Annotated in this window: 18 protein-coding genes and 1 pseudogene; 7 read left to right on the top strand and 12 right to left on the bottom strand. The window is 61.6% G+C overall.

Features of this window, described 5'->3' with window-relative positions:
* Window positions 1-442: 442 nt before the first annotated feature.
* Both AC3IT9_RS03260 and AC3IT9_RS03255 read left to right on the top strand, forming a co-directional pair.
* Window positions 443-1,531, top strand: a pseudogene (locus AC3IT9_RS03260) (cache domain-containing protein); the annotation flags it as partial.
* 90 nt (window positions 1,532-1,621) lie between these two features.
* Window positions 1,622-2,389: a methyl-accepting chemotaxis protein gene (locus AC3IT9_RS03255; RefSeq protein ID WP_371319548.1), complete on the top strand. Its 768-nt coding sequence runs from the start codon at window positions 1,622-1,624 to the stop codon at window positions 2,387-2,389.
* 124 nt (window positions 2,390-2,513) lie between these two features.
* On the opposite strand, the gene AC3IT9_RS03250 is transcribed toward AC3IT9_RS03255, so the two are convergent.
* On the bottom strand, window positions 2,514-3,791 hold the full coding sequence (locus tag AC3IT9_RS03250) for an acetyl-CoA C-acetyltransferase (protein WP_489272030.1): 1,278 nt from the start codon (window positions 3,789-3,791) through the stop codon (window positions 2,514-2,516).
* 223 nt (window positions 3,792-4,014) lie between these two features.
* On the opposite strand from AC3IT9_RS03250, the gene AC3IT9_RS03245 reads away from it, so the two are divergent.
* Window positions 4,015-5,367 (top strand): 3-oxoacyl-ACP reductase, encoded by a 1,353-nt coding sequence (locus AC3IT9_RS03245; RefSeq protein WP_489272029.1) that lies wholly within the window; start codon window positions 4,015-4,017, stop codon window positions 5,365-5,367.
* A 2-nt stretch (window positions 5,368-5,369) separates the two neighbouring features.
* Window positions 5,370-6,224 (top strand): MaoC family dehydratase, encoded by an 855-nt coding sequence (locus AC3IT9_RS03240; protein ID WP_489272028.1) that lies wholly within the window; start codon window positions 5,370-5,372, stop codon window positions 6,222-6,224.
* A gap of 50 nt (window positions 6,225-6,274) precedes the next feature.
* Here the strand turns inward: AC3IT9_RS03240 and AC3IT9_RS03235 are convergent, their stop codons facing one another.
* From AC3IT9_RS03235 to AC3IT9_RS03215, 5 genes are all read right to left on the bottom strand, one after another.
* On the bottom strand, window positions 6,275-6,631 hold the full coding sequence (locus tag AC3IT9_RS03235) for a DUF6124 family protein (protein WP_489272026.1): 357 nt from the start codon (window positions 6,629-6,631) through the stop codon (window positions 6,275-6,277).
* A 916-nt stretch (window positions 6,632-7,547) separates the two neighbouring features.
* Window positions 7,548-8,111 carry a DUF4136 domain-containing protein gene (locus AC3IT9_RS03230; RefSeq protein WP_057712146.1) on the bottom strand — a complete coding sequence of 188 codons (564 nt, stop codon included), beginning with the start codon at window positions 8,109-8,111 and terminating at the stop codon, window positions 7,548-7,550.
* A 56-nt stretch (window positions 8,112-8,167) separates the two neighbouring features.
* Entirely contained in the window at window positions 8,168-8,776 is a 609-nt protein-coding gene (locus AC3IT9_RS03225; protein WP_223447744.1) for a DUF4136 domain-containing protein, read from the bottom strand.
* A gap of 12 nt (window positions 8,777-8,788) precedes the next feature.
* Window positions 8,789-9,538: a methyltransferase domain-containing protein gene (locus tag AC3IT9_RS03220; protein ID WP_150727794.1), complete on the bottom strand. Its 750-nt coding sequence runs from the start codon at window positions 9,536-9,538 to the stop codon at window positions 8,789-8,791.
* Window positions 9,538-9,840: a MazG-like family protein gene (locus tag AC3IT9_RS03215; protein WP_150727795.1), complete on the bottom strand. Its 303-nt coding sequence runs from the start codon at window positions 9,838-9,840 to the stop codon at window positions 9,538-9,540. The genes AC3IT9_RS03220 and AC3IT9_RS03215 overlap by 1 nt, the downstream gene beginning before the upstream one ends.
* 156 nt (window positions 9,841-9,996) lie before the next feature.
* On the opposite strand from AC3IT9_RS03215, the gene AC3IT9_RS03210 reads away from it, so the two are divergent.
* Both AC3IT9_RS03210 and AC3IT9_RS03205 read left to right on the top strand, forming a co-directional pair.
* The gene (locus AC3IT9_RS03210; RefSeq protein ID WP_489272024.1) at window positions 9,997-10,290 is read left to right on the top strand and encodes a hypothetical protein; all 294 of its coding nucleotides are present in this window, start codon (window positions 9,997-9,999) and stop codon (window positions 10,288-10,290) included.
* Window positions 10,291-10,479: 189 nt separating this feature from the next.
* Entirely contained in the window at window positions 10,480-11,829 is a 1,350-nt protein-coding gene (locus AC3IT9_RS03205; protein ID WP_489272022.1) for an MATE family efflux transporter, read from the top strand.
* 28 nt (window positions 11,830-11,857) lie between these two features.
* Here AC3IT9_RS03205 and AC3IT9_RS03200 read toward each other — a convergent pair whose 3' ends face one another.
* The 6 genes from AC3IT9_RS03200 to AC3IT9_RS03175 form a co-directional block, all read right to left on the bottom strand.
* On the bottom strand, window positions 11,858-12,658 hold the full coding sequence (locus AC3IT9_RS03200; protein WP_489272021.1) for a DUF4123 domain-containing protein: 801 nt from the start codon (window positions 12,656-12,658) through the stop codon (window positions 11,858-11,860).
* Window positions 12,655-13,974 carry a type VI secretion system Vgr family protein gene (locus AC3IT9_RS03195; RefSeq protein ID WP_489272020.1) on the bottom strand — a complete coding sequence of 440 codons (1,320 nt, stop codon included), beginning with the start codon at window positions 13,972-13,974 and terminating at the stop codon, window positions 12,655-12,657. Before AC3IT9_RS03195 ends, AC3IT9_RS03200 begins: the two co-directional genes overlap by 4 nt.
* 233 nt (window positions 13,975-14,207) lie before the next feature.
* The gene (speA, locus tag AC3IT9_RS03190) at window positions 14,208-16,121 is read right to left on the bottom strand and encodes an arginine decarboxylase (RefSeq protein ID WP_056725278.1); all 1,914 of its coding nucleotides are present in this window, start codon (window positions 16,119-16,121) and stop codon (window positions 14,208-14,210) included.
* Window positions 16,122-16,340: 219 nt separating this feature from the next.
* The gene (locus AC3IT9_RS03185) at window positions 16,341-16,712 is read right to left on the bottom strand and encodes a translation initiation factor Sui1 (protein WP_008053936.1); all 372 of its coding nucleotides are present in this window, start codon (window positions 16,710-16,712) and stop codon (window positions 16,341-16,343) included.
* 298 nt (window positions 16,713-17,010) lie between these two features.
* Window positions 17,011-17,580, bottom strand: coding sequence for an NUDIX hydrolase (locus AC3IT9_RS03180; RefSeq protein ID WP_150755881.1), 570 nt, complete (start codon window positions 17,578-17,580; stop codon window positions 17,011-17,013).
* Window positions 17,581-17,583: 3 nt separating this feature from the next.
* Window positions 17,584-18,651 (bottom strand): DUF2333 family protein, encoded by a 1,068-nt coding sequence (locus AC3IT9_RS03175; RefSeq protein ID WP_108230350.1) that lies wholly within the window; start codon window positions 18,649-18,651, stop codon window positions 17,584-17,586.
* A 485-nt stretch (window positions 18,652-19,136) separates the two neighbouring features.
* Between AC3IT9_RS03175 and gcbA the strand changes: the two genes are divergently transcribed.
* Window positions 19,137-20,807: a diguanylate cyclase GcbA gene (gene gcbA / locus AC3IT9_RS03170; protein ID WP_150755880.1), complete on the top strand. Its 1,671-nt coding sequence runs from the start codon at window positions 19,137-19,139 to the stop codon at window positions 20,805-20,807.
* The last annotated feature ends 48 nt before the right edge of the window (window positions 20,808-20,855 follow it).

Below are 20,855 nucleotides of genomic sequence, written 5' to 3'. Positions count from 1 at the left end.
TTTTATTGTGGGTCCTTTATTACCAAACACGCGAAAGTCATTCGTTATACGGCAATCCACTCACCGGGGGGAGGGGTTGCCGACTTATGAACATTGCAGAAGCACACAATGTGCCGATTTCATCAAGTAAAACCGACGACCGCCATGGTCGTTCCAGATCATAGCCGAGCCTGCGTCACTTGTTGTGCAGGGGCATTGAGAGCAATTGCGACAGAAGCTGACACCACAGCTCATGCCTTCCGTAGGATTTTTCCCAACAGACCTCAATTTCCTCCAACAACAGCCGAAGCCTTAAGTGACAAAGTGATTTGTCCGACAATCGCTCCCCCAATAATAGCGATGCCGCACTCAAGGACCCGGGTTGACCAAGAACGTTTACGGCTGCCAATAAAACCGCGAGTCATCTGCACTGCGTGGGCCTACAAGAAAATCTGGAGCGCGGATGAACATCAAACAGAAGTTGACCTGGGCGTTTGCAATCATCGCCTGCCTGCCCGTGGTGCTGGTCGCCACCCTCGTTGTGCTGAACCTGCGCAGTGATGCCAGGGACGAATTCATCGACGGCAGTGCCCGCGAGATTCGTCAGGTCAGCAACGCCATGCAATTGTTCTTTGACGGCATCAGCCAGAACGTCGATTACCTGGCCAAACAGCCGCTGATCCGAAACTCCGACGACAGCCTCAAGACCTACATGAGCGCCAACGCCGAGAGCGTCCCCCAGGGCGAGGCTGACAAAAAAGTCTTCGCCCTGCTCCAGGACCTGGGCAACAGCCACCCGGCCTACGCATATGCCATCCTCGGCACGGCGGCGGGCGGCTACGTGTCGTGGCCGGATGATCCGAAGCTGAATAACTACGACCCGCGCCAGCGCCCCTGGTACAAGGCGGCCCAGGCCAAACCGGGCAAGCCGTTCCGCACCGAGGCCTACTACTGGGCCCAGGACGACGCGACCTACGTCAGCACCGTGCGCACCATCGACAACAAGCTGGGTACCAACGGCGGTGTGGTCAGCATCGATGTGACGCTCAAGCAGCTCACCGAAATCGTCAAACAGATCAAGCTCGGTGAAACCGGCTACCTGATGCTGCTGGAAAACACCGGCATGGTCCTGGTGGACCCGAAACAACCGGAACACAACTTCAAACCGCTGAACAGCCTTGGCGACGGCTACGCGCAACTGGCCAAGGCCGGCAAGGGCCTGGTGGAAGTGGAGTTGAACGGCGAGCACTACATGGCCAACGTCTGGCCGTCGGAGCAACTGGGCTGGACCTTCATCGGCCTGATCAAACAGGACGACGTGATGAGCTCCGCGACCCAGCTGACCTGGTTGATCGCCATCATCGCCGCCGTCCTGGCCGTGATCTTCGCCATCGTCGGCGCCAGTTTTGCCAGCCTCATCGTGCGCCCGATCCGCAGCGTGGCCAGCGGCCTGGAAGGCATCGCCCAAGGCGAAGGCGACCTGACCCAGAACCTGCAAATCCGTGGCAACGATGAAACCGCGCAACTGGCCAACTGGTTCAACCAGTTCCTGACCGCGATTCGCAACCTGATCCAGAACATCGGCGGCGCGGCGGGCAAGATCCTCGCCACGTCCAAGAGTTCGACCCAGGTCTCCAGCGACATGGCCGAAGCCGCCGGACGCCAGCGTGAGGCAGTAGACATGGTCTCCACGGCGTTCCACGAAATGGTCGCCACCGCCAACGAAGTCGCGCGCTCTTGCAGCCAGGCGGCGGAGTCTGCCGACAGTGGCCAGCGCCAGGCGCGCGAAGGTCAGCAGCAGATCGATGCGGCGGTGAACAGCGTGGATCGCCTGAGCCAGGAAATCGAACAGTCGGCCCAGTCGATGCAACAGCTCGAACGCGACAGCAACGACATTCAGTCGATCCTGGGGACCATCCGCTCGATCGCCGAACAGACCAACCTGCTGGCGCTGAACGCCGCGATCGAAGCGGCCCGGGCCGGTGAACAGGGGCGCGGCTTTGCCGTGGTGGCTGACGAAGTGCGGGCCCTGGCCAAGCGCACGGCCGACTCCACGGCGGAAATCGACGGACTGCTGGGCAACCTGGCCAAACGCACCAGCCAGGTGACCCAACAGATGCACGCCAGCCTGGAAGTGTCCCAGCAATCGGTGACGCGCATCGGCGAGGCGCGCAACAGCTTCGGGCAGATCCGCGAGTCGGTGGACGTGATCCGCGACATGAACACCCAGATCGCCACGGCGGCGGAACAACAGCATCAGGTGGCCGAAGACATCAACCGGCACATCAGCCAGATCCATGGCGATGCGCAGTTGGTGGCGGAACTGGCCAACTCGGCGCGCCTGGATTCCCAGAGCCTGGCCGGGTTGTCGAATGAGCTGGACGGGTTGGTGCGCAGGTTCCGTACCTGATTCGCAACCTCACCACTAAACCCTGTGGGAGCGAGCCTGCTCGCGAATTGGCCGTGTCAGTCAACATCCATGTCGGATGAGACACCGCTTTCGCGAGCAGGCTCGCTCCCACAGTTGCGATTGTTCAACGTTCGATAATGGCGGTCACACCCTGCCCGCCCGCCGCACAGATCGAAATCAGTCCCCGCCCCTTGCCCGCCCCATCCAGCAACTTCGCCAGGTTGGCGACGATGCGCCCGCCCGTGGCGGCAAAGGGATGCCCCGCCGCCAATGAGCTGCCCTTGACGTTGAGCCTGCTGCGGTCGATCGAGCCCAACGGCGCATCGAGCCCGAGACGGGTTTTGCAGTACTCCGGATCTTCCCAGGCCTTCAAGGTGCACAGCACTTGCGCGGCGAAGGCTTCGTGGATTTCGTAGTAGTCGAAGTCCTGCAAGGTCAGGCCGTTTCGCGCCAGCAACCGCGGCACGGCGTAGACCGGTGCCATCAACAACCCTTCGGCGCCATTGACGAAATCCACCGCCGCCGCCTCGCCGTCACGCCAGTAGGCCAGAATCGGTAACCCGCGTGCCTTGGCCCACTCCTCGCTGCCCAGCAGCACCAGTGACGCGCCATCGGTCAGCGGTGTGGAGTTGCCGGCGGTCAGGGTGCCCTTGGCGCTTTTTTCATAGGCCGGCTTGAGCGCGGCGAGCTTTTCCAGCGTGGAGTCCGGGCGCAGGTTGTTGTCGCGGGTCAGGCCCAGGAACGGCGTCATCAGATCGTTGTGCCAGCCCTCGGCGTAAGACGCGGCCAGTTTCTGATGGCTCTCTAGCGCCAATTGATCCTGTGCTTCACGAGGGATGTTCCAGGTCAGGGCCATCAGCTCGCAATGCTGGCCCATGGACAACCCGGTACGCGGCTCGCCGTTGCGCGGGAATTCGGGAATCAGATGTTTGGGACGCAATTGCAGGAAGGTTTTCAGTTTGTCGCCGGTGGTTTTCGCGCGGTTGGCTTGCAGGAGGATTTTGCGCAGGCCCTCGCTGACACTGATCGGCGCATCCGAGGTGGTATCCACGCCACCGGCGATGCCGCAGTCGATTTGCCCCAGGGCAATCTTGTTCGCCACCAGCAACGCCGCCTCCAGCCCGGTGCCGCACGCCTGCTGGATGTCATAGGCCGGAGTGGCGGGCGACAGTCGCGACCCCAGTACGCACTCGCGTGTGAGGTTCATGTCCCGCGACAACTTGAGCACCGCCCCGGCGACCACTTCGCCGATGCGCTGGCCGTGCAGGTTGTAACGTTCGATCAGGCCCTCGAGGGCGGCGGTGAGCATCACCTGGTTACTGGCCGTGGCGTAGGGGCCGTTGGAGCGGGCGAAGGGAATTCGGTTACCGCCGATGATCGCGACGCGGCGCAGTTGGGTCATGAAGAGCTCCTGACAAAAGACCTGATGTAAACACTAACCCCTGTGGGAGCGAGCCTGCTCGCGAAGAGATCAGCACATGCAACATCGATGTTGGCTGATACACCGCCATCGCGAGCAAGCTCGCTCCTACAATGTAACCAAGCGTAGGCCTTATCTCGTGGATCGAACGACTGATCGCCATTCGTGGTCCACACTTTGATCCCCTGCTTTCGGAGCGCGTTCCATGTCTGACCGCTATATCGACTTCGCCAATTCGTCCATTGGCCATCGCCTGGTCGGCGCCCTGGGGCTGCCGGTGCCGAGCAGACTGGAGCGCTGGCAAGCAGGCCGGCTGCGACCTGTAGAAGGCGCTCTGCTGATCGGCGGCGGGACATTGACCGAACACGTCAGCGCCTTCGCCAACCGCCTGACCGACGCGATATACAGCTACGGCACCGAGCCTTCGATGGCCACGGCCTGGATTCCCGGCCACGGACCGAAACTCCAGGCCGTGGTGTTCGACGCCAGTGACCTGCTGCACACCGATCAGCTCAAGCAATTGCGCGAGTTTTTCCAGCCGCTGATGAAGAACCTCGACCACTGTGCGCACCTGGTGATTCTCGGACGCGATCCACAAACCCTGCGCGACCCGTTCGCCGCCAGTGCGCAGCGTGCCCTGGAAGGTTTCAGCCGTTCGCTGGCAAAGGAGTTGCGCAGCGGTGGCACCCTGCAATTGATCTACGTCGGCGAAGGGGCCGAGGCGCAGCTGGAAGGCCCGCTGCGGTTTTTCCTCTCGCCCAAAAGCGCCTTCGTGTCCGGGCAGGTCATTCGCTTGAATCCGTGCGCGACGCCAGTCGCCGACTGGACGCGCCCGCTCGCCGGGCGCAAGGCACTGGTCACCGGCGCAGCACGCGGTATCGGTGCCGCCATCGCCGAAACCCTGGCTCGTGATGGTGCCGACGTCATCCTGCTCGACGTGCCCCCGGCCAAAACCGATCTCGAAGCCCTCGCCGCGCGCCTCGGCGGGCGCAGCATCACCCTCGACATCTGCACCGAAGACGCCGCCGCGCAGTTGGTCGAACAGTTGCCCAACGGCCTCGACATCGTGGTGCACAACGCCGGCATCACCCGGGATAAAACCCTGGCCAACATGACCCCGGAATTCTGGGACGCGGTGCTGGCGGTCAACCTCAACGCGCCGCAAGTGCTGACCAAAGCCCTGCTCGACAGCGGCACCCTGCACGACAACGGCCGGGTGATCCTGCTGGCGTCCATCAGCGGCATCGCCGGCAATCGCGGGCAAACCAATTACGCGGCGAGCAAGGCCGGGCTCATTGGCCTCGCGCAAGCCTGGGCGCCGCTGCTCCACGAGCGCGGCATCAGCATCAACGCCGTGGCGCCGGGCTTCATCGAAACGCAGATGACCGCGCACATCCCCTTCGGCCTGCGCGAAGCCGGACGCCGCATGAGCTCCCTCGGCCAGGGCGGCCTGCCGCAGGACGTCGCCGAAGCCGTGGCCTGGCTCGCGCAACCGGGCACCGGCGCGTTCACCGGGCAAGCGTTGCGCGTGTGTGGGCAAAACGCTCTGGGGGCTTAGGCATGATCACTGACTGGCACACACTCAACCGTGAACCCAGCCTGACGGGGTTGTACGCACGCGCGGCGACACGGCGAAAAATCACTGGCAGCCGCCTGCCCGACTCGGGTTTGCGTTGCTGGGTCGAAGTCGATCCCAAGCGCTTGGCGGCCTATCGCAAGGTCTGTGGTTTCGCCGACAACGGCCTGCTGCCGCCGACTTACCCGCACATCCTCGGGTTTGCCTTGCAGATGCAATTGCTCACGGCCAGGGACTTCCCCTTCCCGCTGCTGGGCCTGATTCACCTGAGCAATCGCATTCGCGTACTACGCCCCTTGGGCGGGGTGAGTCGGGTGCGCGTCAGCGTGCAAGTGCAGAACCTGCAACCCCACGCCAAAGGCGCGACGTTCGATCTGCTGACCACCCTCGACGATCAGTTGGGACCGTTGTGGGAAGCAGAAAGCCGAATGCTCTGCCGCGGCGTCAAACTCGAGAGCGAACCGCTCGAAGAGAACCTGGAATCGAGCCTGGCCCTGAGCGAAGTCGAGCACTGGAAAGCGCCCTCGGACATCGGCCGGCAATACGCCAAGGTGTCCGGCGACTACAACCCGATTCACCTCAGCGCGGCCAGCGCCCGGCTCTTCGGTTTCCCGACCGCCATCGCCCATGGCCTGTGGAACAAGGCGCGCACGGTGGCTGCGCTGGCCGGGCATCTGCCTGTGGCGAATGTCGAGATCGCGGTGCAGTTCAAGAAGCCGGTACGGTTGCCCAGTGAAGTGACGTTGCTGGCCAGTGCGCCAGGGCCGAGCGGGGATTTTCAGTTGGTGGGTGCCCAGGATCTGGAGCATATGGTCGGGCACTGGCGGCCGGTTGCCTGATCCTGATCTGTGGCGAGGGAGCTTGCTCCCTCGCCACAAAAGCTGCGTAGTCAGTCTTGCGGATCGAGATTGTCCAACGCCCGGTTCACCGCCAGCTCACCCAGCATGATCACCTGCGCAATCCCCAGCATCGTATTGCGCTGCGAGCCTTCCAGAAACCCCGCGAAATCACTCGCCATCACACTCGCCGACGCCAGTGATTCACAGGCGTGGGCCAGCAGGGTTTCGGTGTCGATGCCAGGGGCAATGACGAACATCGTGCTGGGCTTGTGGGTGACAGATTGCCTGGGTGGATTGAGATAGTGATCGAGGGCGCGGTCGGCGGCTTCGTGGAGTTTGTTTGAGTGGGGGGATTGATAGGGGGAAACGTCGTCGGTTTCGGGGGGATTTGGGGTGGGTTTGAACATGGTGAAGCTCCATTCTTGAATTTGGAGTTCGCCATCACTGCGACCAAGCAGAAGGGTGGCGAACCGTACGCAGGTTGGTCGACCAGGGAATGGAAACCCGGCAGGGCCTAGGCCCTCCCACGCACAGCTCGCCATTAAGCAAGCACAAAAATGCCGCTCGCGCGGCACTGTGCGCCATTCTAAACCCGGGCGACCAAACCCGATCACTGATTTTGCAGCGACAGACAAAGGCTAGAGATCGCGCTTCCGACGGACAACCTGAAAAACGTGTCGGAGGTTTCCTCGGGACTTGAGGAAAACTACACAGGATTGATTGACTGTCAGGACCTCATCGCGAGCAGGCTCGCTCCTACAGTTGGGTTGGGTACATCTGGGAGAAATTGGCTTGCTGTCAGGCCGCCTTCGCGGGCAAGCCCGCTCCCACAGTTGGGCCGGGTACATCTGAAAGATATTGGTCGGCTGTCAGGCCGTCTTCGCGAGCAGGCTCGCTCCCACAGAAGAGCAAAAGCAGGTCGGCGTACACCCACGCTTCTAACCACTCAACAGGCCGAGCGTTAGCTCGCCTGCAGCTCTTGATCTTGATCCACCCGCCCCCTCGGCAGGCTGAGCGGAGGTGTTCATCCGGGGATGGGCGCGCAGCGCCGTTCGACGCAGTCGAACTCATTGCATGTAGGTCGCGCGAAGCCGACCGGAGGGCAATGCCCCCGGATGAATGCCGGAGCGAAGGAACCCCGAGCCTTGGCGAGGGGCCGGACGTTCGGGGCGAGCGTTTTTTTGCTTACTTTTTTTAGGCGCTTGTAAAAAAAGTGAGTCGCCGTCAGGGCGAAACCGCCAGCCACCGTTACCGCAGCAATGGATATGTACACCATCCAAAAAACCCCTGCGGGGAGCACAGGGGTTGAGAGGCCAGCTGATTCTAGGACGCGTGCGGTGGATAGTTGGCCAATATCCGCGTGACCGTTTCCCAGATCGCATCGCGACGATCCGTCGGGTTCGGCGTGCGGCTGAGTATCTGCTCGTCACTGCCGCGCCACACCAGTTTGCCGTCCTTGCCATCGAGCAGATCGATCTGGATGGTCGCCACTTTGTAGCTGACATTGCGGGTTTCGTTGTACATCGGTGCGCCGTAGTAGCCATACCACGGGTTACCCCAGCCACCGCCGTAATTGGTGGTCACCTGTTGTTGCCGCTCTTCGACAATCAGGTAGGTCTGCACATTCAAGTCACCCTTGGCACCTGCGGCGGCCGGACGCAGACCGCGCTGATCCAGTTGATCGGCAACCGCCTGACGGATGCGCTGTTCGGTCAGGTCGCTCTTGATTCGAGGATCATCGGGACGGTATTGCAGGGCAGGTTCTTTCCAGGTCCAGCTGCGATAGGCAGCAAAGTCGCGGCTGGCGTCGAAGTCATGATTGACCTGGTTGGCGGCGCAGGCACTGAGCAGCGCGGCCACTGCCAGTAAAACAAAACGGCGGAACATGATGAGTCTCCGGTTGAAGGCATGATCCTGCGGAATGCTTCTTATTCTACAAGAAGCTAACTAGGAGGATACGCCGACATTGCCTTTTCCACAGCCTCCCGTATGGCATCGGCCCGCTCGCTTTCGCTGCCCCGGTTGCCGGTTTCAGCGCTGGAGCTCCACACCGGCTGACCGCTTTTGGCGTCAAACATGTCCACCTGAACCACTACGACCTGTTCCTGATAGGTACGGATGATAGGCACTGTGGCGTATCCGCCATATCCAGGGCCGTAGCCGTTGTAGCCGCCATAACCGCCGCCGTAATAGTCGTCCTGAACCTGACGCAAGCGGGTTTCCATCCGCAGGTCGGCGCTGACAAACAGGTCCGCTGGACGATTGTCATGCAGCGGACGCAAACCCCGCTGATCCAGCGCATTGCTGACCGCTTCGGCAACCTGCGCCGAGTCGGCCCAGGCGGTACCCGGTGGCAGATGCCCATTGAGCCACGCCCAACTGCGGTATCGTCCATAGTCACGTGGCGCCGCCGGGTAGGCGCTTCGATCGAAGGTATTGGCAGCCTGGGGCGGCGCCGGTGGCAAAGGATTCGAGGTGGCGACATAAGGGTTGCTGCCCTGACAAGCGGCCAGCCCCAGGCAGAACACCAGTACACCTGAATGATTTTTCATTGCGTGCTCCGATCAGACAGGCCGACAGATCCAGTGCAAGTAACGCCCAAGCCCGGCAAAGCTCGGATGACGGCGGTGGGCCAACTCCATTTCCAACAGGTCCGCCAGCTCGACGCGGGCCTGGAATTCCACCGGCATGTAATCGTGAAAAACCCGCACGCCACTCTGTGTTTCGACCTGCCACAGACCTTCAAGTTGCGCCGCCAGCTCGCGCGGATCAAGGGGCTGTTGCGGGGTCAGGCTCTGCTTTTCGCCGGCCATGTCGTTCTTGCGCATCTTGCGGAAATGGCCCTTGAGCAAGTTGCGATAAATCAGCGCGTCGCGGTTGTAGAACGCCAGGGACAGCCAGCCGTCCGCCTTGGTCAGTTGATGCAGCACCGGCAGGATGGCGTGGGGTTCGGCCAGCCATTCCAGCACGGCGTGGCACAGCACCAGGTCGTAGGGTTCGGTGAGCTGCCCCAACAGGTCCTGCCAGGGTGCCTGAATGAACGTGGCGCTCTGCCCGGCGTCGGCAAAACGTTGGCGGGCGCCTTCGAGCATCGGCTCGGCAGGCTCGGCGAGGGTCACCTGATGGCCGCGCTGGGCCAGCCACAACGACATGTGACCAAGGCCGGCGCCGATGTCCAGCACACGCAGCGGCCGGTCGGGCAGGATTTCGACCAGATCGGCCTGCAACACCGCCAGACGGATCGCCCCTTTGGCACCGCCGTAGATTTTTTCGGCGAAACGGGTCGCCAGTTGATCGAAATGACGGTCGCTCATCAGCTGAACCTCCGTTCGCTGTCCGCCAGTTTGCTGCGCACCACTGCTTCCATGTCCAGGCCCAGCTCGCTGCACAACAGCAACAGGTAAAGCACGATGTCACCGACTTCCTGCCCGGCGTGGGCGAGTTTGTCCGCCGACAACTGGCGTGACTGGTCTTCGGTCAGCCACTGGAAAATTTCCACCAGCTCGGACATTTCCACGCTCGCGGCCATGGCGAGGTTTTTCGGGCTGTGAAATTGCCGCCAGTCATTGCGGTCACGGATGGCGTGCAGGCGTTCGGTCAGTTCAACAAGGTTCATCGGGCTCTCCTGAAGGCGTATAGCTTCGGGGGGATCACAGGTGAAGGCAAGGGGCAGAAGATGCATGCTCTCTGTGCAACCCTCTATGCTTGTGGGAACTCGGCAGCATGATCGACAGCCCAAGACTCAATTCTCTTTAATCAGGACGTTTACTCCATGCAGGTAGAAGGTTTTTCCGAATGGCTCGGCCAGGTACTCGGCTCGATCATCCGCTTCATCGTTGATGCCCTCAGCGGGCTGTTCAGTCTGTTGAGCAACGCCAGCAGCAATTTTGTCGAAGGCCTGTCCCAGGCGCTGGGCATGGACACCTCGGTCGTCAGCATCGTGACCTTGATCCTCGGGCTGATACTGCTGTGGTCGGCGATCCGCGCCTTTCTCAATGCGTCGTTCATCATGGGTTTCATCTGGTTGGTGCTGGGGCTGTGGTTGCTGAGCTGGATCATCCACTGATACCACCGAACTCCTGTGGGAGCGGGCTTGCTCCGGGCGGCGTTCCGACGAAGACGGCATGTCAGTCGAATCATTATTGACTGGACGACCGCTTTCGCGAGCAAGTCGGATCGCCGCACCGCCGCTCCCACAATTGATCGCGGTTTGCTCTAGATGTGCCGCTACAATGCCTGCTCCCAAGGAGCCTGCATGTCCAACCTGACCGCCGACTGGCGCGACCGCCCTACCCATCGCCGGGTCTGGGCGCTCGCTGCGCCGATGATTCTCTCGAACATTTCCGTACCGCTGGTGGCATTGGTCGACAGCACCGTCATCGGTCACCTGCCCCACGCCCATCAACTCGGTGCCGTCGCGGTCGGGGCCAGTCTGTACACCTTCCTTGCCTGGGCCATGGGCTTTCTGCGCATGGGCTCCACCGGGTTCGCCGCCCAAGCGGCCGGGCGCGGGGATGGCGCGGCCCTGCGGCAGATTCTGTTGCAAGGCCTGTTGCTCGCCATCGGCCTGGCCGTGCTGTTGGGGGCGGTGGGCGTACCATTGAGCGGGGTCGCGTTGCACTTCATGCAACCGTCGGCGGAGCTCGATCAACTGACCCGCGAGTTCTTCCACACCCGCCTGTTCGGCCTGCCGGCGGCGCTCGCCAGTTATGCACTGGTCGGCTGGTTTCTCGGCACCCAGAATGCCCAGGCGCCGCTGGCGATTTTGCTGAGCACCAACCTGGTCAACATTGCCCTGAACCTGTGGTTCGTCCTCGGCCTGGAATGGGGTGTGGTCGGTGCGGCCCGGGCCTCGGTGATTGCCGAATGGACCGGTGCACTGATCGGCTTGCTGATGACCCGCAAAGCCTTGCGCGCCTACCCCGGGCATATCGTCTGGGCGGCATTGGCGCTGTGGCAGAGTTGGCGGCCATTGCTGGCGGTCAACCGCGACATCTTCATCCGCAGCCTGGCGCTGCAGTCGGTGTTCTTCCTGATCACGGTGCAAGGCGCACGGCTGGGCGACGCCACGGTCGCGGCCAATGCCCTGCTGCTCAATGGCCTGCTGCTGACCGCCCACGCCCTCGATGGCCTGGCCCACGCCGTCGAGGCCCTGTGCGGACATGCGCTTGGCGCACGTGACCGCGATGCCCTGCGCCGTTCATTGGTGGTGGCCGGTGGCTGGTCGTTGCTGGCAAGCCTGGGCTTTGCCGCGTTGTTTCTGTTCGCCGGGCATCTGTTCATCGAGATGCAGACCGACATTCAGAGTGTGCGTGACACCGCGTTCATCTACCTGCCCTATCTCGCCGTACTGCCGCTGATTGCCGTTTGGAGTTACCTGCTCGACGGCCTGTTCATCGGCGCCACCCGCGCCCGGGAAATGCGCAACGGCATGCTGCTGACCGTGGCGCTGGTGCTGCCCTTCGGCTGGGCACTGCAAGGCGGGGGCAACCATGGCCTGTGGATAACCTTTCTGTTGTTCATGCTGCTGCGCAGTCTGACCCTCGGCATGATCGCCTGGCGCCTGCGCCGTAACGATGGCTGGTTCGCCGGCGGCATTCACTGATCGGGCGCGGCCCCGGCAATATTCGACCTCATGGCCAGGGGCGATCGTTCTGCCACAGGCGACGCAGGCTATCGAGTCGTTCCTGTTGAGTCCCGCTCGGCAGCGGCTGCACGGGAACGGCATCGGGATACTGCAGGCGTAGCCATATCCAGCCATCGAGCACCGGGCGCTCGCTGAAACCCAGCACCAGCCCTTCCTGCACATAGGTCCACAGACGGGGAAAATCGACACCGGTGGATCGGTTCCAGCGCCAGGCATGCTGTTCGAGCAGGCAGGTTTGCAATTTCCCCTGCTGCCCTGCGCTGAGGCTTTCCTCGACTGCCAACGGACTGACCGCCAACCCCGGGTTGGACAAGCGCTGCCAGCCTTCACACCCCATCGCACGGTCGGCCCAACTGCCGCCGAACCAGCGTAACTGGTGGATAGGCCCTAGCCAGCGACTCAGTTCAACGGCGTCGCTGGCATCGAAAAAATAGCTGGCCGTGGTTGGGTTGTAGTAACTCAAAAGGGCCCGGTGCAGGCCAAGCGTGACCGTAAGCAGGCGCCGCAAATGCACCAGCAACGACGCAGCGCCGGCCTCGCTGGCCATCAGCAATCCAGGCCAGCGTTGTCCGTCGACGATGCATAGATCGGCCAGTGCCGGGCAGGTGCGCAGATCGACCAGGACCGGTCCCTGTTCATGCAGCGCATGCCACTCCGTACCTTCGAACAGCCCGAACCATCGGGCCTGGGCAAACATCTGCCGAAGTGTGACACCCGCCTGCGGCGTGCCCGGCACATCCAGCAACAGCCACTGCGGGGGTGCCTCGGGCGTGCGTGTGGCGATCATGCTCCAGAGCTCTGGCCAAGCTGCGTCGCCAGACGACAGGTGCACAAAGCCTGCGCGCAATGGTTGAAGCTGCCGCCACCGGGTAGCAGGCACAACATCAGCAATGGCTCCCCCGAGCGCAACCATTGCTCCAGCCCCTCATCATGGGCGCAGATGGGCTGTGGGGTGTCAGCGTCCGTCACCTCGATCGTTGCCGGTGCATGCAGCACCCCGGTTATCTGCGGTTGATCGGGGTCGCCCTCGATAAAACTCACCACCAGCTCGGTTCCTTCGCGCAATGGCGAGAACGTCGAGGCCTGCAACTGCCTGGCCAGGGGCAGCCAGCAATGACTGGGCGTCGCCCCTTCGCCCTGATAAAGCCAGTCGAATTGCACCGGCACCGGCCTTGCCGGGTCGGGGCCTGGTTCATCGACCTCGACGACCCACGCCCGTTGCAGGCTATGCATCTGTGGTTTGACCGTCGCACAGGGCGGCTCGATGGGTGCCGGCCACTGCAGGGCACGGGCCTGATTGTGGTAAGGCGTCGTCGTATCCTGGCTGCCCCAATGCTCGACGCGGGTCAGCAGCCAGAGCCGATTGCAATCGGCAACCGGATGACCAGACAACGGCATCAACCGACCGCTGCGCAGGGTCGCCAGATCCGTCCGGCATTCGGCGCTCTGCACCGCTGTCCCACCGCGGTGCTGACGTTCGAACTGCCGCACCGCCGGCCGTTCGCCCTCGCTGCGCAATACCGCAGGTTCGCCGGTTGGAAAATGCTGCTGGTCATCCCCAAACACCACACAGTGCCCGCGGGCCCGGTGTTCGAAGTGGTAGTGAAGCCGTTCCTGGGCGCACAGTCGCTGGAGAAATTGCAGGTCTGACTCTCGATATTGTGTGCAAAAATCCCGGGGCGGGTATTCGCCGCTCAGCTCCAGGCGTCGATCCTTGCCGGTAATACCGTGCTCCTTGAGCACCTGGTCAAGGATTTGCGGCACGGAACGGGCGCTGAAGATTCGCTGGCTGAAGCGCTGGGCCAGGCAAGCCAGTCTTGGCCCCAGGCGCACCTGGCAGAGTCGGGGTCCCGAGACATGATCACGCTGGACGAGCTCATGCAGTTGTCCATGCACGAGGCATCCGGCTGGCCCGAAATGCAGGGAGGCCGGGCGGTACAGCAAACTGGCAAGGTCAAGCACCGGGTCATCGATCAGCAGTTCCAGGTCGAACACGAACGGCTCGCTGATGGCTTCACTGCCGGTAAAGGCCAAGACCTCGAAGGGGTCGGGAAGACCCGCTACATCCAGACGAAATGGAGGCTCGTTGACTGGATCGAACATCGGCGATTCTCTACAGGAGGGGCGGCCGGGGATTCTCGCTGAGAGACATGGCCGAGTAGAGTGCCGAAGTACAACTTAGGAAATGACCTACGCGAAAAGAAGACCACATCGCTTGGATAGCCCAGTCTGAGGGTCATTTCGCTTGAAAAAGAAGAAGCGCCGCACCAGGTCATCCGAGTTTTCCGCAACGTACGGAGAGTTTTCAGACAACCTGATGTGCGCGGCGCCTTACCTCAAGAAGACAGGTAAGACGAACGGGTCAGCCCCAGACGCAAGGCATCGAGGAACTGCGTGCGCTCGGTGGCGCTGATGCGGGCACTGGCGCACTTGTCGCGGTAGTGGGTCATCAGCTCTTCCGGGGACAAGTGCACGTAGCGCAGCATGTCTTCGATGGTGTCGTGGGTTTCGATACCGGCGTGGTACACGCTGCCGTCGGCGTTCTGGTAGATGTTCACAGAGTCGGTGTCACCGAACAGGTTGTGCATGTCGCCAAGAATTTCCTGGTAGGCACCGACCAGGAACACACCCAGCAAGTAGTCCTCACCTTCTTTCAACGCGTGCACCGGCAAGCTGGTCTCGATGCTCTGCTCGTCGACATACTGGTTGATCTTGCCGTCGGAGTCACAGGTCAGGTCTTGCAGTACCGCGCGACGCAGCGGTTCTTCGTCGAGACGGTGCAGCGGGATGATCGGCAGGACCTGGTCGATGGCCCAGGTGTCCGGCAGGCTCTGGAACACCGAGAAGTTGCAGATGTATTTGTCGGCCAGCTTGTCGTTGAGTTCGTCCAGCACCTGACGGTGGGAACGCTGACGCGCCTTCAACGAGTTGTGCAGGCGACGGCACACGGCGAAGTAGCACTGCTCGGCCAGGGCTTTCTCGGCCAGGGTCAGCTTGCCGTCGGCGTACTGGGAGGCAACGTCACTCATGTAGTGCGTGGCGCGCCAGTAGGTCTCGGTGACCATCTCGATGTCGGTCGGACCCAGCAGGTCCACCAGCCACTGCACGGTTTCCGGCAGCGCTTCCTTGTTCTCGATCTGCGGCACGTCGTCGTTGTGTTTCTCGACGTCGGTCACCTGGATCACCAGCATGGCGTGGTGCGCCGTCAGGGAACGGCCGCTTTCGGAGAAGATGTTCGGGTGCGGCAGGCTCTGCGCATCGCAGAATTCCTTGAGCATCCCGACCACGACGCCGGCGTAGTCGTCCATGTCGTAGTTGATCGAACTGGCGTTACGCGAGTGTGTGCCGTCGTAGTCCACGCCCAGGCCACCGCCGACGTCGATGTGATCGACCGGCAGGCCGAGGTTACGCAACTCGCCGTAGTAGCGGATCGCTTCCTTGAAGCCGTGCTGGTAGTCAGCGAGGTTGGCGATCTGCGAACCCATGTGGAAGTGCAGCAGGCGGATGCCCTGGTCCAGGCCCGCCGCACGGAAACGCTCGACCACCGACAGCAGTTGCGCCGCCGACAGGCCGAACTTGGATTTCTCGCCGCCGGTGTCCGCCCACTTGCTCGAGGCCAGGGACGACAGGCGCACGCGCAGGCCGACCTGAGGCTTGACCTTCAGCGAGTTGGCTTCTTCGATCACCAGGCCGACTTCGGATTCTTTCTCGATCACGATGAACACGTTGTGACCGAGCTTCTGGCCCATCAGCGCCAGGCGGATGAACTCGCGGTCCTTGTAACCGTTGCAAACGATGGTGCCGCCCTTCGGCGCCAGTGCCAGCACGGCCAGCAGTTCAGGCTTGGAGCCGGCTTCCAGGCCGATGGAAACGTTCTGGGTGGCGATGATGTTCTCGATCACCGCTTCCTGCTGGTTGACCTTGATCGGGTACAGTGCGGTGTACTTGCTCTGGTATTCCAGACGCTCGATGTTCGAATCGAACGCGCCGGTCAGCTGACGCACGCGGTCTTGCAGGATGTCCGGGAAACGGACCAGCAACGGCAAGGACAGGCCGCTTTTGCGCAGCTGGTCGACTTGCTCGTACAGGTCGATAGGCGAGCTGCTCGGACCGTTCGGACGAACTTCGACGCGACCGGCGTCATTGATCGCGAAATACCCGGCCCCCCAATGGCGAATCCCGTAAACACTGCGGCTGTCCGCAACTGTCCATTGGCTGCCATCGTCTTTGCGTGTGCGTCGTACGGACATCGAAGTCCCCTATAAAGAAGTCATAGTGCGTCGCCTGGGTTCAGGCCGGCGCAGTCTAAAGAATGAAAATGACGGTTCGTCAACGAGGCAATAGACCTCGCCGACCGCAGTGAGTTTAGATACCGGTCATGAACAGGCTCTGTGAAAACCATGTAGACGATGCCGGACCTGAATGTCATCAGGACCGGATCAAGCCGAGGGTGGTTTTCACAGAGGCTGCTAGCCGCCGGACTTCTTCGCTTTGAAACCGAGCTTGATCAGTTCTGCCAAGAGTAGCTCGACATGATCGCCCTGGATTTCGATGACACCGTCTTTCAGCGCCCCACCGGTACCGCAACGTTTCTTCAACGTCGTGGCCAGATCCTTGAGCGCGTCTTCAGCCAACGGCACGCCGGTGATGGTGGTCACCGTCTTGCCGCCACGGCCCTTGCTTTCGCGACGCACGCGCGCGATGCCGTCGCCGGCCGGGATAACGGTCTGTTTGCAGATGCAGGCGTCCACCGGTTTACTGCATTCCGGGCAATGACGACCTGCGTCGGTGGAAAATACCAGGCCGCCCAGGGCGGCGAAGGATGCGGCTTTTTTGGCCACCGGCAATCCTCTTCGGAGGACAAAGACTGGTCGCAGCACTTGGGAAGGCTATCGACCGCGAAGCCCCACTCAGGCAGGGGCAGCGCTACTGAAACGGTACAACATTCACTTCACTGTAGGAGCGAGCTTGCTCGCGATGAGCTCAAAGGCGACGCGTTCACTCTGGATGCCCGCGTTATCGTTGACGTCCATCGCGAGCAAGCTCGCTCCTACAGGTGAAGCAATACCGGTTCAGTTTAAAAAGGTCGCGCAGTGTAACGGCAAAAACGTCGATTGCTAAGAGCCAATCGGCGCCAATTTATAGCTGTTTTGCGACGTTGCTTTGTTGAGCCTTCAGATAGCGCTTCAACGCCGCCAGTGAGTCCGGGCAATAAGGCTTTTGCTCGATTTCCAGCATGACCTGATCGATGGGGATAAAGCGCGCTTCGAGCACCTCTTCCGGTTGCAGGATCAACGGGCCGTCCCACACCGCCGAGAACGCCGAACACCACAGGCGATTGCCGGTGTCCTCGAAGAAAAAGTGGTCATGGGCGGTCAGTTCCACACCACTCACTCCCAGTTCTTCCTCCAGTTCCCTGGCCGCCGATTCGGCGTAGGTTTCACTGGCGAGCACCATGCCGCCCGCCGCCACGTCCCAGAAACCGGGATAGATTGCCTTGCTCAGGGTGCGCCGGTGCACGCACAACTCGCCAGCGGAGTTGAACAACATGATGTAGGTACCGCGCCCGATCAGCCCACGCTCGCGCAAATCGGAACGGACCAGAGCGCCGAGCAGGTTGTCCTGCTCGTCGACCCAGGCGATCTGTTCGGCATCGGAAGCCGCACGGTGCGCGGCTTCTCGCATTCCATCGACAGAGTTATCAACCATGACTCAGCCCTGATTGAGCAATTGACGCAAATCGATCACTGCCGCGTTGGCCCGGGAAATGTAGTTGGCCATGACCAGCGAGTGGTTGGCCAGTACGCCGAAGCCACTGCCATTGAGGATCATCGGGCTCCACACCGGTTCCTGCGACGCTTCCAGTTCACGAATGATCTGGCGCACGCTGACCGTGGCGTTCTTCTTGGCCAGCACATCGGCAAAGTCCACTTCAATGGCGCGCAGCAAATGCGACAAGGCCCAGGCCTGGCCGCGAGCTTCGTAGAACACGTTGTCGATCTGCAGCCATGGCGTTTCGACGATTTCTTCATCGACTTGCGGCGCCACACCCGGTGCCACCACCTCGGTCTTCAACGCAGTGTTGAGCTTGACCCGGCCGACACTGGCCGACAGCCGTTGCGACAGCGAACCCAGACGAGTGCCGACGTCACCCAGCCAGTTGTTCAGGTTGTCGGCGCGGGCATAGAACAGCGCGCTCTTCTGGTTCGGATCGGACAGGCGCGCCTGATAGCGGCTCAGGGAGTTGATGCCTTCCTGGTACTCGGACTCACTGGACGGCAGCACCCAGCTCTTGTTGTCGAAGTTGAAACGCGGCTCGGCCTTGGCCAGGTCGGCGTCTTCGGCGGACTGCGACTGCGAACGGGCGAAGTCTTTACGCAGTGCCCGGCTCAGGTCGCGAACCTGCACCAGCACGCCATATTCCCAGCTCGGCATGTTGTCCATCCACAGACCTGGCGGGAATCGGTCGTTGGAAATATAGCCGCCCGGCTTGGTCAGCAAGGTGCCGGCGACGGTCTTGAGGGTTTCCACCGTGGTGTAGCCGACGACCATCTGCTTGCCTTCTTTCTCGGCCGCCAGTTGCGCGGTTTGCTGGACCGGAAACAGTGCCGGCTCCTGGCTCCAGTACCAGCCCAGGACACTCGCCACCAACAGGTAGATGCCCAGCAGAGTGGCCAGCGCCCGGCTGAACAACAGACCGCCCAGATAACTGCGGGTCTCCGACTTCGGTTCAGCGGCACGTTCAGGCGCACTGCCTGTGCGGTTCTTCCAGTCCAGCATGGCGATTTCCTTTCAAGCTCTTGAGGTCAACGGTTCGACCACAACCATACAACAACGTGCCTTGGCCCGGCACCCGCCATTGCATCGATGCGGAAAATTACCGGGCTCGCGGATGAAAAGTGTTCCTGCCCACCCGACGACGCTGCGGTCCTCACCCCCCTACTAATGGTTTGGATTGCCACACTAAGGGGATCCCCGACACTCTTAAATCCAAAAAACCGGGCCGATCGGCACTGGCAAAAAATCATGAATGGCCTAAATTCAGTCACTCGCCCATTCCCACCCCACGCCCGCCAAATGCCCTGATTCAAGCAGTTCGCCCCCTGCACACCACGACTTCAACGACTCGAATCAGACCATCAGGTCACAAACTGAATGAAGTCGCATTGCAGATTATTGACGTACAGCACTCATGCAATGGAAAAGTGGTGCTAGCATAGAGCCACCACTCGACCTCAGCGTGCACCCTAACTAGTAGTCAGGTTATGACCGAGCCAGAAGACCCCAGCCGCGAGCGCCTCAAGCACCACTTTGCCCAGCGGGTAATTCATCAGGCTCGTCAGATTCTTGAGATATGGCAGCGCCTGCAACGCAGTGAGTGGTCTACCGCCGACCTTTCGGAACTGAGCGAGGCCAATCTGCGCCTGCTGCGTTTCGCCGAGCGTTTCGAACAACCGGAACACACGCAACTGGCACGCCATATCGGTCAGTCCCTGGAGGCGGTCGACGCCAATCGCGGACGCCTGAGCAGCGGCCTGATCACCGACCTCAATCGCTTGATGCAGCGCCTGTCACGCACCGGCCTGCGCCATGGCGACCAACTCGATCAAACCTTCCTGCCACCGCTGCGCAAGCCCATCTACGTGATGTTGCAGGATCACGACCGCGCCGAGCGCCTGGCCAAGCAACTGGAATTCTTCGGCCTCAGCGCCCAGTCCCTGGACAGCGTAGATGCGTTTCGCTCATCAATGGTCGAGCGCTTGCCGGCGGCGATTGTCATGGACGTGGATTTCAGTGGCGCCGGTGTCGGCCTGAAACTGGCCGCCGAAGCCCAGGAAGGCCTGGACCATCGCTTGCCGCTGCTGTTCTTCAGCCTGCACGAAACCGACACCCCGACCCGCCTGGCCGCCGTGCGTGCCGGTGGCCAGGAGTTCCTCACCGGCACCCTCGATGCGTCGAGCCTGCTGGAGAAAATCGAAGTCCTGACCTGCGTTGCCCAGTACGAGCCTTATAAAGTGCTGATCATCGACGACTCCCGCGCCCAGGCCTTGCACACCGAGCGCCTGCTCAACAGCGCCGGGATCGTCACCCGGACCTTGATCGAGCCGATCCAGGCCATGGCCGAACTGGCGGATTTCCAGCCGGACCTGATCATCCTCGACATGTACATGCCGGCCTGCACCGGTACGGAACTGGCCAAGGTCATTCGCCACAACGACCGTTACGTCAGCGTGCCGATCATTTACCTGTCGGCCGAAGACGACCTGGACAAGCAGCTCGACGCCATGAGCGAGGGCGGCGATGACTTCCTGACCAAACCGATCAAGCCCCGGCACCTGATCACCACCGTGCGCAACCGCGCGGCGCGGGCACGCAACCTCAAGGCACGGATGGTCCGCGACAGCCTCACCGGGTTGTACAACCACACGCATATCCTGCAATTGCTCGAAGACTGCTCGTTCCGCGCCCGTCGCGAAAGCAAGCCGCTGAGCTTTGCCATGCTCGACATCGACCATTTCAAACGGGTCAATGACAGCCACGGCCACCCCATGGGCGACCGGGTGATCAAGAGCCTGGCGCTGTTCCTCAAGCAGCGGTTGCGCAAGACCGACTTCATCGGTCGATACGGCGGCGAAGAGTTCGCCATTGTCATGCCGGACACCGACCTCGAAGCGGCCTGGAACGTACTGGATGAAATTCGTCAGCGCTTTGCCGAAATCCACTACCCCGCCCAACCGCAGGATCTGTGGTGCACCTTCAGCGCCGGGGTGGTCGAGCTGTGCGAAGACTCTGACAGTCTGTTGATGGCCAGTCAGGCAGACGAGGCGCTGTATCGTGCCAAAGGTGCCGGACGCAACCGCGTCCAGGCGGCACTGGCGTCAAAGCAAAGTGCCACTTTTTCATCTCAATCGACCCATTCGGTCATAACCCTGTAACAGAAACGCAATAACTTCAGGCACTTACCATTTCTGCCGTTGGTAGTC

The organism is Pseudomonas sp. KH_046_1 (genome assembly GCF_057839025.1).
Note: the sequence above shows the minus strand (reverse complement) of the source record. Positions and strands in the feature narration are given on the sequence as shown.

Bases quoted from the DNA above. Each gene is read 5' to 3' on its own strand.
- AC3IT9_RS03220 (WP_150727794.1), bottom strand. From the start codon at position 9,538: ATGAGCGACCGTCATTTCGATCAACTGGCGACCCGTTTCGCCGAAAAA.
- AC3IT9_RS03235 (WP_489272026.1), bottom strand. From the start codon at position 6,631: ATGTTCAAACCCACCCCAAATCCCCCCGAAACCGACGACGTTTCCCCC.
- AC3IT9_RS03195 (WP_489272020.1), bottom strand. From the start codon at position 13,974: ATGTTCGATCCAGTCAACGAGCCTCCATTTCGTCTGGATGTAGCGGGT.
- AC3IT9_RS03205 (WP_489272022.1), top strand. From the start codon at position 10,480: ATGTCCAACCTGACCGCCGACTGGCGCGACCGCCCTACCCATCGCCGG.
- AC3IT9_RS03215 (WP_150727795.1), bottom strand. From the start codon at position 9,840: ATGAACCTTGTTGAACTGACCGAACGCCTGCACGCCATCCGTGACCGC.
- AC3IT9_RS03250 (WP_489272030.1), bottom strand. From the start codon at position 3,791: ATGACCCAACTGCGCCGCGTCGCGATCATCGGCGGTAACCGAATTCCC.
- AC3IT9_RS03245 (WP_489272029.1), top strand. From the start codon at position 4,015: ATGTCTGACCGCTATATCGACTTCGCCAATTCGTCCATTGGCCATCGC.
- AC3IT9_RS03225 (WP_223447744.1), bottom strand. From the start codon at position 8,776: ATGAAAAATCATTCAGGTGTACTGGTGTTCTGCCTGGGGCTGGCCGCT.
- gcbA (WP_150755880.1), top strand. From the start codon at position 19,137: ATGACCGAGCCAGAAGACCCCAGCCGCGAGCGCCTCAAGCACCACTTT.
- AC3IT9_RS03210 (WP_489272024.1), top strand. From the start codon at position 9,997: ATGCAGGTAGAAGGTTTTTCCGAATGGCTCGGCCAGGTACTCGGCTCG.
- AC3IT9_RS03180 (WP_150755881.1), bottom strand. From the start codon at position 17,580: ATGGTTGATAACTCTGTCGATGGAATGCGAGAAGCCGCGCACCGTGCG.
- AC3IT9_RS03200 (WP_489272021.1), bottom strand. From the start codon at position 12,658: ATGATCGCCACACGCACGCCCGAGGCACCCCCGCAGTGGCTGTTGCTG.
- AC3IT9_RS03175 (WP_108230350.1), bottom strand. From the start codon at position 18,651: ATGCTGGACTGGAAGAACCGCACAGGCAGTGCGCCTGAACGTGCCGCT.
- AC3IT9_RS03255 (WP_371319548.1), top strand. From the start codon at position 1,622: ATGGCCGAAGCCGCCGGACGCCAGCGTGAGGCAGTAGACATGGTCTCC.
- speA (WP_056725278.1), bottom strand. From the start codon at position 16,121: ATGTCCGTACGACGCACACGCAAAGACGATGGCAGCCAATGGACAGTT.
- AC3IT9_RS03240 (WP_489272028.1), top strand. From the start codon at position 5,370: ATGATCACTGACTGGCACACACTCAACCGTGAACCCAGCCTGACGGGG.
- AC3IT9_RS03230 (WP_057712146.1), bottom strand. From the start codon at position 8,111: ATGTTCCGCCGTTTTGTTTTACTGGCAGTGGCCGCGCTGCTCAGTGCC.